This is a genomic window from Trueperaceae bacterium (genome assembly GCA_019454765.1).
Lineage (GTDB): Bacteria > Deinococcota > Deinococci > Deinococcales > Trueperaceae > JAAYYF01.
In genome coordinates, this window is sequence record JACFNR010000001.1 from 1 (window position 1) to 12,230 (window position 12,230).

General features: G+C 74.6%; 12 protein-coding genes. 9 read left to right on the forward strand and 3 right to left on the reverse strand.

Going from position 1 to position 12,230, the window contains the following annotated elements:
- The first annotated feature begins 90 nt into the window (after nt 1-90).
- The 8 genes from dnaX (at nt 91) to H3C53_00040 (ending at nt 8,278) form a co-directional block, all read left to right on the forward strand.
- Entirely contained in the window at nt 91-1,722 is a 1,632-nt protein-coding gene (gene dnaX, locus H3C53_00005; GenBank protein MBW7915058.1) for a DNA polymerase III subunit gamma/tau, read from the forward strand.
- A gap of 302 nt (nt 1,723-2,024) precedes the next feature.
- Complete coding sequence (locus H3C53_00010; GenBank protein ID MBW7915059.1) at nt 2,025-2,489, forward strand: hypothetical protein; 465 nt, start codon at nt 2,025-2,027, stop codon at nt 2,487-2,489.
- Between the two features lie 69 nt (nt 2,490-2,558).
- Nucleotides 2,559-2,879 carry a YbaB/EbfC family nucleoid-associated protein gene (locus tag H3C53_00015; GenBank protein MBW7915060.1) on the forward strand — a complete coding sequence of 107 codons (321 nt, stop codon included), beginning with the start codon at nt 2,559-2,561 and terminating at the stop codon, nt 2,877-2,879.
- 43 nt (nt 2,880-2,922) lie between these two features.
- On the forward strand, nt 2,923-3,525 hold the full coding sequence (recR, locus tag H3C53_00020; protein ID MBW7915061.1) for a recombination protein RecR: 603 nt from the start codon (nt 2,923-2,925) through the stop codon (nt 3,523-3,525).
- A 90-nt stretch (nt 3,526-3,615) separates the two neighbouring features.
- On the forward strand, nt 3,616-6,564 hold the full coding sequence (gene topA, locus H3C53_00025; GenBank protein MBW7915062.1) for a type I DNA topoisomerase: 2,949 nt from the start codon (nt 3,616-3,618) through the stop codon (nt 6,562-6,564).
- Nucleotides 6,561-6,863: a hypothetical protein gene (locus tag H3C53_00030; protein ID MBW7915063.1), complete on the forward strand. Its 303-nt coding sequence runs from the start codon at nt 6,561-6,563 to the stop codon at nt 6,861-6,863. Before topA ends, H3C53_00030 begins: the two co-directional genes overlap by 4 nt.
- Nucleotides 6,864-6,872: 9 nt before the next feature.
- A complete protein-coding gene (gene recO / locus H3C53_00035; GenBank protein MBW7915064.1) occupies nt 6,873-7,610 on the forward strand; it encodes a DNA repair protein RecO in 738 nt (245 codons plus the stop codon).
- Nucleotides 7,610-8,278 carry a glycerol-3-phosphate acyltransferase gene (locus tag H3C53_00040; GenBank protein ID MBW7915065.1) on the forward strand — a complete coding sequence of 223 codons (669 nt, stop codon included), beginning with the start codon at nt 7,610-7,612 and terminating at the stop codon, nt 8,276-8,278. Before recO ends, H3C53_00040 begins: the two co-directional genes overlap by 1 nt.
- On the opposite strand, the gene H3C53_00045 is transcribed toward H3C53_00040, so the two are convergent.
- Nucleotides 8,238-9,536, reverse strand: a complete 1,299-nt coding sequence (locus H3C53_00045; GenBank protein MBW7915066.1) for a bifunctional folylpolyglutamate synthase/dihydrofolate synthase — start codon at nt 9,534-9,536, stop codon at nt 8,238-8,240. The genes H3C53_00040 and H3C53_00045 overlap by 41 nt on opposite strands.
- On the reverse strand, nt 9,523-10,047 hold the full coding sequence (locus H3C53_00050; GenBank protein MBW7915067.1) for an HDIG domain-containing protein: 525 nt from the start codon (nt 10,045-10,047) through the stop codon (nt 9,523-9,525). The genes H3C53_00045 and H3C53_00050 overlap by 14 nt, the downstream gene beginning before the upstream one ends.
- 82 nt (nt 10,048-10,129) lie before the next feature.
- Between H3C53_00050 and H3C53_00055 the strand changes: the two genes are divergently transcribed.
- A complete protein-coding gene (locus H3C53_00055; GenBank protein MBW7915068.1) occupies nt 10,130-11,308 on the forward strand; it encodes a hypothetical protein in 1,179 nt (392 codons plus the stop codon).
- Here H3C53_00055 and H3C53_00060 read toward each other — a convergent pair.
- The gene (locus H3C53_00060) at nt 11,305-12,195 is read right to left on the reverse strand and encodes a hypothetical protein (protein MBW7915069.1); all 891 of its coding nucleotides are present in this window, start codon (nt 12,193-12,195) and stop codon (nt 11,305-11,307) included. The genes H3C53_00055 and H3C53_00060 overlap by 4 nt on opposite strands.
- Nucleotides 12,196-12,230: the final 35 nt, after the last annotated feature.

A 12,230-nucleotide genomic window follows, 5' to 3' on the forward strand; every position in this document is an offset into this window, starting at 1 on the left:
AGCCGGCCGCGCGGAGCCGACCGCGCGCATGGCCGACCGCCCGCGGAGCCGACCGGCCGGGCGGGAGGCCGGTGGTAGACTCCTTGGGTCATGTCGGCTCTGTACCAACGGGCGCGGCCGGTCACCTTCGACGAGGTCGTCGGGCAGGACCACGTCAAGGACGTGTTGACGTCCGCCATCGCGCGCTCCCGCGTCGGCCACGCCTACCTCTTCTCCGGGCCCCGCGGCGTCGGCAAGACCACGACGGCCCGCCTCCTCGCCATGGCGGTCAACTGCGAGGCTCCCGCCGCGGAGCGGCCTTGCGGCCGGTGCGAGTCGTGTCGGCTGGTGCAGGCCGGGTCTCACCCCGACGTGGTCGAGCTCGACGCCGCCTCGAACAACTCCGTCGAGGACGTGCGCGACCTGCGCGAGCGCGTCATGTTGACGAGCATGCGGGGCGGCACGCGGGTGTGGATCCTCGACGAGGCGCACATGCTCAGCAAGGCCGCCGCCAACGCCCTCCTCAAGACGCTCGAGGAGCCGCCGCCCGGCCTGGTGTTCGTCCTCGCGACGACGGAGCCGGAGCGCCTACCGCCAACCGTCCTGTCGCGCTGCCAGCACTTCCGGTTCAGGCGCCTCACCGACGACGAGATACGGGGCAAGCTGGCGCGCCTCGCGAACGCCGCCGGGGTGGCGGCCGAGACGGCCGCGCTCGACCTCGTGGCCCGGAGCGCCGACGGCGGCATGCGCGACGCAGAGTCGCTCCTCGAGCGGCTCTTGGCCTCCGGCGAGGCGGTCACCCTCGTCCGCACGGAGGACGCCCTGGGCCTGCCGCCTCACGAGCGGCTGCGGGCGATGGCGTCGGCCCTGGCGAACGGCGACCTGGCCTCCCTGCTGGCGGAGGCAGACGCCCTCTACCGCGCCGGCTTCGCTCCGCGGACGGTGGCGGACCAACTGGCGCGCAGCCTACGCGGCGCCCTCCACGCCCTGCTCGCCGGCGAGCCGTGGCTGGCAGCGGGCGAGGACGACCTGCTGAGGTTGCTGCACGCCCTCGACGACGAGCAGGAACGCTTCGTGCGCCACGACGACCTCTACTCCCTCGAGGTCGCCCTCATCAAGGCGCGTAACGCCCTGCTAGGGAACGGGCCTGCGGCGGGCGCCGCGGTCGCGGCGTCCGCGGCGGCGGCCGCCGCGGCGGGCGCCGTGGCGGACGGCGTCATGCCCGTGGCGAGGGGCGCGGTGACCGGGACGGTGGGCGAGACGGCGAGCGAGACGGTGGGCGAGGCCGTGTCCGGGGACGCGACCGGCCCTGCCGTCGCGCGCCGCCGTCCGAGCGGCAGCACCCCCCGCGCCGCCGGGGCCGAAGCGCCGCCCTCGGGCGGTGCTCGCGGGGCCTCCCCGGAGCCGGACGCCGCTCCCGGCGGGGACCCCGCGCAGGTCCCTGCTGACGGGGAGCAGGTCGGTCAGTTCTCCTGGCACGCGGTGCGCAGCCAGGCCGACGTGCGCCTGAAGGCCTTCCTGGCGCCGGTGCGCGTGGAGCACTCGGGCAGCGCCGTGCGCGTGACGTTCCCCGAGGCGAACGAGTTCCACCACAAGCAGTTGATCATGCGCCTGGCCGCGTTCGAGGAGCTGCTGACGGCCGTCGTCGGTCCCGGCTTCGACGTCACCATCGATGGCCCGGCGGGCACCTCGCGCTTCACCACGAGCGGGAGCACCCGAGGGGGCGGTCCAAAAAAAGCGTGACGGGGCAGGCGGCGCCTGGCCCCGAGGTCACGGAGCGCGGCCCGCTTCCCACCGCCTCGCCCGCGGCGCCGCGGTCGGCGCCCGCCAATGCGGCCGGCCCGCAGGCACCGGCCGCACCGGGGGCCGCTGGTCGCGGCGCGGGACGCGGCGCGGGACGCACCGCGGGACGCAGCGCAGGACGCGATGCGGTCGCCGCGCCCGACCGCGCCGGGGATCACGGCGCGGCCCCACGCCCACAGGCGGCCGGCGCGGACCGCCCCCCGCCTCCACAAGCGAGCCCACCAGGAGCGAACCCACCGGAGGTGGGCGACCTAATCCCCGACGACGTCGTCTCCTCGGCGGGCGGGGGTACCGGGGACCTGTGGGGGGAGCCTTGGGGCGAGCCGCCCGTCGAGCCTTGGGAGGACGAGGCGCGCACCCCCCAGGCGGCCGCGGTGTCCACAGCTGACCCGGCCGCTGGCCCGGCCGCCGCCCCCGCTCAGACCAGGGCCGCCGGCCGGGCGCGCTCGGCCGCGAAGCGGCAAGGGGGCGGCGCGCGCTCCGAGCGGCGGGGCGCGGCGGGGTCGGCGCACGGTCGCGGACCTGTCGACAGCGACACACCCCAGGGCAAGGCGTTCGCGGAGGTCGTGGCGCTCTTCCCCGGCCGCGTGATCGAGGTGTTGCCGCTCGGCCGCCCCCCGGACACCGACGACAAGGGCACCGGCGACGAGACCGAAGCGCCGTTCGCTGCCGGTTACGATGACCCCATGGAGGCGGGCTCCGAGTAGGGCGACGCCTGACCCGCCGACCCGTCGCCGCGCCCGCGCGCCGCGCCGGGCCGCGCCTTAGGAGTGGACGTGAACATCCAGAAGCTGATGAAGGAGGCGCAACGCGCCCAGCAGAAGGTCGCGGAGGCGCAGGAGCGCCTGGCGAGCATGTCGGTCGAGGGCTCCGCCGGGGCGGGGCTCGTGCGGGCGGAGGCCACCGGCGACGGCACCGTCACCAAGGTCCGCATCGACCCGAAGGTCGTGGACCCGTCCGACGTCGAGATGTTGGAGGACCTCGTCACGGCGGCGGTCAACGAGGCGCAGCGCAAGGCCAAGGAGCTGCAGGAGCGGGAGATGGGCGCGGCGATGGGCGGCGTGGGCGGCCTCGGCGGCCTGGGGGGCATGCTCTGAGCGAGCTGTCCGCCGGCCGGAGCGGCACCCGAGGGGCGCCACGTTGAGCGTCCGCTTCCCAGGTCCGCTCCTGACCCTCATCCGCGAGCTCGGGCGCCTGCCGGGGATCGGTCCCAAGAGCGCACAACGCCTCGCGTTCCACCTCTTCAACCGCCCCGAGGCCGAGGTCAGGGCGCTGGCAGAGGCGCTCGTCGAGGCCAAGACCGGCCTGGCGCGCTGCCCGATCTGCTACAACGTCATGAGCGCCGACGCTGACTGCTGCGCGGTGTGCGCCGACGCGCGCCGCGACCGCGGCCTGCTCTGCGTCGTCGAGCAACCGGCCGACCTGCTCGCCATCGAGCGCTCCGGCGAGTTCCAGGGGCTCTATCACGTCCTCCACGGCGCCCTCAGTCCCATGAACGGCGTCGGGCCCGATCAGCTCACCATCGCGGCGCTCGAGCGCCGGGCGGCGGGGCTGCGCGAGGTGGTGCTAGCCACCTCCACCACCGTGGAGGGCGAGGCGACCGCGCACTACCTGGCGCGTCAGCTGGCGCGAAGCGGCGCGACCGTCAGCCGCATCGCCTACGGACTGCCGGTCGGTGGCGACCTGGAGTACGCAGACGAGGTCACGCTGGGGCGCGCCATCAGCAACCGCCGCCCCGTCTGAGCGCCCCCCCTTGACCTCGCAGGGGCCGTGCGTATAATGTGCGCGCTTCGCGGGAGGATTGGGGTCAGTGCATTGTCGTCAACTCATGCCATGAAGCGGCTCGTCATCGTGGAGTCGCCCACCAAGGCACGCACGATCAAGCGGTTCCTGCCGGCCGACTACCAGGTCGAGGCGAGCATGGGTCACGTGCGCGACCTGCCGTCCAGCGCCGCCGAGATCCCCGACAAGTACAAGGGGAGCGAGTGGGCGCGCCTCGGGGTGAACGTGGACGCCGGCTTCGAGCCCCTCTACGTCGTCTCGCCCAAGAAGAAGGCCGTGGTCAAGAACCTGCAGAGCGCGCTGGCGCAGGCGGGCGAGGTCTACATCGCGACTGACGAGGACCGCGAGGGCGAGTCGATAGGTTGGCACCTCGTCGAGGTCCTGAATCCGCGGGTGCCGGTCAAGCGCATGGTGTTCCACGAGATCACCGAGCGCGCCATCCTGGAGGCGCTCAGCAACACGCGCGACATCGACGCCCACCTCGTGGAGGCGCAAGAGACGCGCCGCGTGCTCGATCGGCTGGTCGGTTACGCCATCAGCCCGCTACTGTGGCGCAAGATCGCGCCCAAGCTGAGCGCCGGCCGCGTCCAGAGCGTCGCCGTGCGCCTCCTCGTCATGCGGGAGCGCGAGCGCATGTCGTTCGTGCCGGCCGCCTACTGGGACCTGAGCGCCAGGCTCGCCAAGGGCGGCGCAGGCACGAGCGGGCGCTTCGAGGCCGCGCTCACGCATGTCGGCGGGCGCCGGGTGGCGGGTGGGCGCGACTACGACGCGGCCACTGGCCGCCTCAAGGCGGAGCTGCGCCGCGGCGACGACGTGATCGAGCTGGCCGAGGCGGACGCGAGGCGCCTGGCGGCCGCCGCGGAGCGGGCCGCCTGGAAGGTGCTCGGGCTGGAGGAGCGGGAGCAGACCCGCGCGCCTGCCGCGCCCTTCACCACCTCGACCTTGCAGCAAGAGGCGAGCCGCAAGCTGGGCCTCGCCGCGCGCGACACCATGCGCGTCGCCCAGAGCCTGTACGAGAACGGCTACATCACCTACATGCGCACGGACTCGACCAACCTGTCGGAGGAGGCGCTCGCGGCCACGCGCGCCGCCATCGAGGCGCGTTACGGCCCCGATTACCTGGGCGGGGCACGGAAGCACAAGGGCGCGGCCCGCAACGCCCAGGAGGCGCACGAGGCGATCAGGCCCGCCGGCACCGAGATGCGCACGGCCGACGAGCACGCCCTCAAGGGGCTCGAGGCGGCCGTCTACGACCTGGTGTGGAAGCGAACGGTCGCCTCGCAGATGGCCGACGCGCGCCTCAAGTTCGTGACCGCCCGCATCGGCGCCACGCCTGACGGCGAACCCGAGCTGAGCTTCCGGGCCAGCGGCCGCACCGTCCTCTTCCCGGGCTTCTTCCGCGCCTACGTGGAGGGAAGCGACGACCCCGACGCCGCGCTAGACGACCGTGACCAGCCGCTGCCGCCACTGACGCAGGGCGACTCCCTCGACTGCGCCGGCGTGACGGCGGCGGGTCACGAGACCAAGCCACCGGCCCGCTACACCGACGCCTCGCTCGTGAAGCTGCTCGAGACGGAGGGGATCGGGCGGCCGAGCACCTACGCGAGCATCATCGACACCATCCAGGCGCGCGGCTACGCCCGCAAGCAGGGTCAGCAGCTCGTGCCGACGTTCACGGCGTTCGCGACCAACAACCTGCTCGAGCGGCAGTTCAGGCAGCTCGTCGACACGGAGTTCACGGCGCGCATGGAGCGCGTCCTCGACGACATCGCGGCCGGCGAGCGCGCCTCCGACACCTACCTGAAGGACTTCTACCTGGGTGACAACGGCATCGTGCGGCTGGTGGACGACGCCCTCGGCGCCATCGACGCGCGCCAGATCTCGACGGTCGAGAACGCCGCCTGGGCGCCGTACGTGGTGCGGGTCGGCCGCTACGGACCGTACGTGGAGGGCCCGCTGGACGGCGAGGTCAAGACGACCTCGCTCCCCGCCGACCTGGCACCCGGCGACATCACGAAGGCCGAGCTGGAGCGGTACCTGGTGGAGGCCAACATGGGCGACGTCGTCGTCGCCACCGAGCCCGCCTCGGGCCAGCCGGTGCTTCTGAAGCGCGGTCCGTTCGGGCCGTACCTGCAGCTGGGCGACGCCGGCCCCGGCGGCGAGAAGCCCAAGCGCGTGTCGCTCCCGCCCAACGTGGCGCCCCACGACGTGGGCGCCGAGCTCGCCCTCGAGCTGATCGCGCTCCCCGCGCGCCTGGGCGAGCATCCAGACGACGGCAAGGTGGTGGAGGTCGGCATCGGCCGCTACGGTCCGTACGTCAAGCACGGCGGCGTCTACGCCAGCATCCCCAAGGGCGAGTTCCTGCTGGACGTCACGCTCGCGCGCGCCCTCGAGCTCCTGGCGCAGAAGAAGCGCCGCGGCAACGCCCCGCTCAAGGAGCTGGGCCCCGACCCGCGGACCGGCGAGCCCATCGAGCTCTACGAGGGGCGCTTCGGTCCCTACGTCAAGCGCGGGAGCGTGAACGCGTCGTTGCCCCGGACGCTGCCCCTCGACGTGGTGACCGTGGAGCAGGCGAGCGACCTGCTCGACGCGCGCGAGGCGGCGGGCGGCGGTAAGCGCCAGGCGAAGGGCAGGGCCGCAGCGAGGGGGAAGACGCGACCGGCGACCAAGGGCGCGACCAAGGGCACGGCGAGGGGCAAGAAGGGCAAGGCGGCCAGCAAGGCGGGCAGCGCCCGGGCGAGGGGCGCCAAGGCGCGGGCAGCCGACGCCAAGCCCAAGGCGACGCCCGAGCAACTCGCCGCCTACCTCGACGAGCTGGCGCCCGACGACGCCGCCGTCCTGCGCCTGACGCTCGGCGCCGGAGCGCCGGCCTTGAACGTGGCGGAGGCCGCCGAGCGCCTGGGAATCGACGAGGCGGACGCCCTGGCGCGCAACAAGCGCGGGCTGTTCAAGCTGCGCATGAGCTTCGGGCGGGACCGCACGCGGGGTTCCGGCGGGTGAGGCCGGCGGGGCCCGGCTCTGCCCTGAACCTGCCGGCGCTCGCCGCGTCCGCCGCGGGGGAGCCGCTCGCCGTGCCCGGCGGGCCGTTCGTCGTCCAGGAGCTGCGCGCCAGGAGCGCCATGACGGGAACCGGCCCCCGCTGGCTGCTGGTGCTCAGCGGCGAGGTCATCGTGGACCTGCCGGGGGGCGACTTCCGGGTGCTGCGCCGGGGCGACGCCCTCCACTTCCCCGAAGGCGAGGGGGCGACCTTGAGCAGCGTCGCAGCGCCGGCGGTCCTGGTGTGGCACGCCTCGCGCTAGACTCGCCGCGTGAAGCGCTACACCGTCGCCGACGGTCTGGTGATCAAGCGGCAGGCCCTGCCCTCGGGTGACGTGATCGTCACGCTTCTCGGGCGCGAGGGCAAGTGGCGCGCGGTCGCGCGCAAGGGCAAGCTGCCCGGCGGCAACGTCGGGCGCCTCTCCCTGTTCCACGACGTGACGGTCCAGTTCTACCGCCGCCAGGAGGACGACCTGGCCCTCCTGACGCAGGTCCAGCTGAACGGCGCGCTGCCTGGGCTCACCGAGCCGACGGCCTACCCCTACGCCCACCTGCTCTGCGAGCTCGCCGACGCGCTCACCGTGGACGTGCACCTGGAGTCGCGCGTGTACGACTACCTGACCTCGGCGCTGCGCGGCCTGGCCTCCCACCACGACACCGAGCTGGTGACGCTGCTCTACGCCTGGCGCCTCCTCGGCGTGGCTGGCCTCGCGCCGCGGGTCGACGCCTGCATCGCCTGCGGCTCGGCCGGTCCCCTGGTGGCGTTCGACGTCGAGGCCGGCGGCCTGACCTGCGCCGATTGCCGCGCGGGACGGGCCCTACAGGGGGCGGCGGCCGACGAGTTGGCCCGGCTGGTGGCCGGCCCGATGAGCGCCGCCCTCGCGACCGACTACCCCGACCGACGGGGGCAGTGGCGCCTGCTCGAGGCCTACGTCGCCTACCACGTTCACGACCTGCGGAGCTTCGCCGCCGCCCGCGAGCAGGGGGCGGCTCGCCCGGAGCCGGCCTGATGGGGGCGGCGCTGGCGGCGCTCGCGGTGGGCTACCTGCTCGGTTCGGTGCCGACCGCCGCGCTGGTGGCGCGGGCCCGGGGCCAGGACGTCTTCCGGCTGGGCTCGGGGAACATGGGCGCCATGAACACCGCGCGCAACCTCTCGCTCGGCTGGGGCGTGATCGTGCTCCTGCTCGACGTCGGCAAGGGCGCCCTCGCCACCTACCTTGGGCTGCTCATGGCCTCGGCCACCGCCAACGCGCTACAGCTGGCGCCGAGCCCGGCGGCGCCGAGTCCGGCGGTCCCGCTCGCCGCCGGCCTCGGCGCCGTGCTCGGGCACGCCTTCTCCATGTTCGTGCGGTTCAGGGGCGGCAAGGCGCTCGCCACGACCCTCGGCGTATCGCTGCCCTACTACCCCGCGGTGGGGCTGGCCGGGCTCGTGCTGATCGTGGCGCTCTACCTGATCACCAGGCGCGCGGGCGCCGCCGCCGTCGTGACCATGCTCGCGTACCCTGCCTTGGCGTTCCTGGCGCTCGAACGGCTCGGGTGGCCGCGCGACGAGACGTTCGCCGTCGTCACCGGAGTCTTGCCCATCGTGGCGATAGTCCTCCTCAAGCACCTGTTGGCGCGGCGCAAGGAGGCGGCGCTCACTGCCAACGCTGACGGCGCTCGGGAACGGCGCCGCTGAGCAGGTCCCGCGCCTCGCCCACCAGGAAGAGGCTGCCGGCCACGACCACCGTGTCGCCGGGGGCCGAGAGGTCGAGGGCCGCGCGCAGCGCCGCGCCCACCCCGGGCGCCGCCACCGCGCCCGGCAACCACGCGGCCAGGTCGGAGGCGGGCACGGCCCGCGGGCTGTTGGACGCCGCCGTCACGACGAGGCGCCGCGCGCGGGGGGCAAGCGCGGCGACGATGCCGGGCACGTCCTTGTCGGCCGAGGCGCCCACGACGAGCACCGCCACCTCCCCCGTCAGTTCCTCGATGGCGCGCGCCAGCGCCCGCGCGCCGGCCGGGTTGTGGGCGCCGTCCAACACCACGCGCCGCCCCTCGCACCAGAAGCTCTCCAGCCGCCCGGGCCAACCGGCGGCGGCCACGGACGCCACGGCGCGGCCGGGCTCCACGCCGAGCGCCACGGCCGCCTCGAGCGCCACGGCCACGTTGGCCACCTGATGCAGACCGACGAGGGGGGTGCGCACCCACGCCCCGTCCTGTGTCGCGCCGGGGTGACGCCAGACGAACTCGCTGCCGTCCCAACCGATGCCGCTCACCTCGCCCCAGAACCCCGCGCCGTACTCGAGGAGCGGCGCCCCGAGCCCGGCCGCCCGCGCGGCCACCACCGTGGCGGCCGCCGGCTCCGTCACCCCCGAGACGACGGGCACGCCCGGGCGCATGATCCCCGCCTTCTCGAAGGCGATCTGGGCCAGGTCGTCGCCGAGGACGGCCGTGTGATCCAGTCCCACCGAGGTGATGACGCTCAGGACGGGCGTCACGACGTTCGTGGCGTCCAGGCGCCCACCCAACCCCACCTCGAGCACGGCGACGTCGACCGCGGCGTCGGCGAAGCTCACCAGCGCCGCCGCCGTCATGACCTCGAAGAACGTGTTCCCGAGTCGTTCCGCCGTGGGCCTTAAGGCGGCCACCGTCGCCTCGAGGCGATCCGCGTCGGTCTCGCGCCCGTCCACGACGACCCGCTCGCCCACCCGCTGCAGGTGAGGGCTCGTGTAGAGGCCGACCGTGCGGTCGGGCGCCACGAGCGCCGCGGCGAGGGTGTGCGCCACGCTCCCCTTGCCGTTCGTGCCGGCGACCAGCACGCTCGAGTAGCGCTCAGCGGGCGCCCCGAGCGCCGCCAGCAGCGCCCGCATGGGCCCCAAGCCCGGCTTCACGCCGAAGCGCTGCAGCCCGAAGAGCCAGTCGAGCGCCGGGGTGGGCGCGGCGTCAGGTGCTTTCATCGCACTCCCTGAGTAGGGCGGCCTCGGGGTCGGCGCCCGCGCCGGGACCGTGGTGACCGGCCACGAGGTCGACGACCCGAGGCGTCACGCCGGCGCGCGCGAGGAGCGACGCCCCGTAGGCGGCGTGGTGGACCCGCGCCTGACGAGCGCCCGCCAGGCCCCGCAACCGCGGTTCGCCGGGCAGCGTCACCGGGGGCAGTAGGTGGGTGAGGACGCGCCACAGGGCGGCCTGGGGCGTGTCGAGCTTCCCGACGTCGTGCAGCAGCGCGGCCGCGACGAGCTCGCGTGACGCCCGCGGGGAGAGCACCAGGACGCGCCGCGCCACCTCGAGCCCATGGGCCCTCTCGTGGGCCGGCATGCGCCCGAACAGCGCGAACTCCGCGGCCGTCAATCGCGCGCGCGCCCAGTCGTCGTCGGGGCGGGCCAGTGCCGGCGCCGCCGCGAGCAGGGTGCGGCGCGCGGCGTTGACGTACCAGGCGCGTGGTCTCCTGTTCGCGGCGGCCCCTCTCATCCCACCGCCGAGTCTACGGCCGCCGACCGGGCCCGGACGGTATGCTGGCCGGGTTACCGCCGCCATGGCGGCCCAGGAGTAGATGGTGTCCACCACTTCCGACCGCCCCTCCCCCCTGCCCGCCGCCCTCGCCGTGGCCGCGCTGCTGTTCGCCTTGGGCCCGGGCTGGGTCCGGGCGCAGCCCGGCGCCGCGCCCACCGACGACGCGTCTCGGAGCGCCGTCACGCGAGAGGCCACCGTCGACCCGGTGCCCGCCGCCGCCGACGCGGCGGTGGCGACCTGGCTCGCCAGGAAGCCCGTCTCCCTCGAGACGCTGGCCGGGCTCGACCCCAAGGAGCTCTGCCTGCGGCTCCCCGACCTCGTCACCAACCCAGCGCCGCCGCCCGGCACGCAGGTGAGGATCGAGGACCGCATCGAGGGTCCGAGCGACGACCCCGACGTGCGCCGCTTCACGTACGCGGCCGTGAGACCCGGCAACCAGCTCGACGTCGTCGAGGTGGTGATGGAGCGCGGCGCGGGCGAGTGGCGGGCCGCCCGCGTCGGCTTCCGCGCCGCGGGCCAGCCGACCGGCGTGCGCGCCTGGTTGCAGACACCCGCCGCCGGGTGGGCGTTCGCCGCCTTCTCGTTGCTCGTGCTGTTGGGGCTGCTGCGGCGGGGCTCGCTGCTCAGGCGCTGGCTTGCCGGCGGGTTCCAGGCCATCAGGGAGCACAGGCGCCTCGTGACCCTCACCCTGCTGGGACTCTACGGGCTGTTCGCCCTCGGCGCCTACACGGGCACGACGCTGCCGCAGGAGTGCGAGCAGGCGGTGCTCGACGTCGTGAACGCCGCCATCGGGAGCGTCGGCGCTACCGCGGCCTACGGTAGCGGCAACGTGCTGCGGGCGGCGGCCACGACCTACTTCCAGAACTTCGGGGTGGTGACGGCGTCCGTCACCTTCCCGTTGGCGGCCCTGTTCGGGGTCCCCGCCTACGCCTTCGCGGCGGCGTCCTTCTTCACGCAGGGAGTGCCGTTCGGGCTGCTCGCGACGGGCGGACCCCTCTACCTGTTCTTCCTACTGGTGCTCCTCGCGCTCGAGCTGACCTCTTACTTCCTCGTGGTCGCGGGCGGCGGCATGCTGCTTGCCACGGTCGTGGGGCGCGGGGCGCCGGGCAGGTTCGCGCGCGGGTTCCGCAAGCTTCTGCTCATGCTGCCGGTGGCCGGCGTGCTGCTGCTGATAGGCGCGTGGTACGAGGCGCTCATCATCATCCTCGGGCTCGCCTAGGCGCGGGGCGGTTCCCCCCACACGCGCCTGACGGCGGGGGCGACGTCGAGTAGCGAGCGGGCCACGCCGAACTCGGCGGCGCGCGGTCCGGCGGCGAGGAGCGGCACCGGGTTGCGCGTGTGGTGACCCGACGCCACGTCTTCCAGGTTCCCGTGGTCCGAGGTGACGACCACCGTGACCCCCCCGGCGAACAGCACGGCCAGGAGCTCGTCCAAGCGCCCGAGCAGGGCGACGGCGCCGGCGAAGTCGCGAGCGTGACCCAGGGCGTCGGTGGGCCACACGTCGAGGAACACGAAGCTGGCGCCCTTCGCGAGGTGCAGGAGCACGGCGCCCGCCGCAGCTGCGCTCTGCGGCGCCAGGTTCGCGTCGAAGCCAAGGAGGCGCCCGCCCCCCACGTCGGGCGCGACCGCCTGCCCCGCGCGGTAGGCGTCGAGATCGCGCAGCTCCACGCCGGCCGCCATGGCGGCGACCACGGGCGCGTTGGGCCGCTGCCTCCGGCCACCCAGGTGCTCGAAGTACGGGGGCGGGTAGGCGTTCGCCAGCACGGCGCCACGCCGGCGCGCGCCGTCCTCGAACAGCGTGCCGTGTTGCAGCAGGGCCTTGAGGGTCGGGCCGGGCCACGGCCCGTAGTGGCGCCCCATGGCGAGCGCGCCGTTCACGCCCGTCAGCAGGGTCGTCTGGCCCGTGGCGGACTGCGGCAGGCCCTCCACGCCGAGGGTGGCGTCGAGGCGGCGGTAGACAAGTGTCTCCTCGTCGAGCTCGTTCAGGTCGCGCGTGAGCGGTCCGCCCAGCACACCGCGCAGGAACGGCATGGCGGCCGCCGCCAACGGGTTGGTGGCAGCGTCGTTGGCGCCGAGCCCCACGCCGTCCAGGAACACGAACAGCACGCCGTCGGCCGGCGGCGCGCCCTGACCACCCCGCG

Bases quoted from the DNA above. Each gene is read 5' to 3' on its own strand.
- dnaX (MBW7915058.1), top strand. From the start codon at position 91: ATGTCGGCTCTGTACCAACGGGCGCGGCCGGTCACCTTCGACGAGGTC.
- topA (MBW7915062.1), top strand. From the start codon at position 3,616: ATGAAGCGGCTCGTCATCGTGGAGTCGCCCACCAAGGCACGCACGATC.
- H3C53_00040 (MBW7915065.1), top strand. From the start codon at position 7,610: ATGGGGGCGGCGCTGGCGGCGCTCGCGGTGGGCTACCTGCTCGGTTCG.
- H3C53_00045 (MBW7915066.1), bottom strand. From the start codon at position 9,536: ATGAAAGCACCTGACGCCGCGCCCACCCCGGCGCTCGACTGGCTCTTC.
- H3C53_00050 (MBW7915067.1), bottom strand. From the start codon at position 10,047: ATGAGAGGGGCCGCCGCGAACAGGAGACCACGCGCCTGGTACGTCAAC.
- H3C53_00055 (MBW7915068.1), top strand. From the start codon at position 10,130: ATGGTGTCCACCACTTCCGACCGCCCCTCCCCCCTGCCCGCCGCCCTC.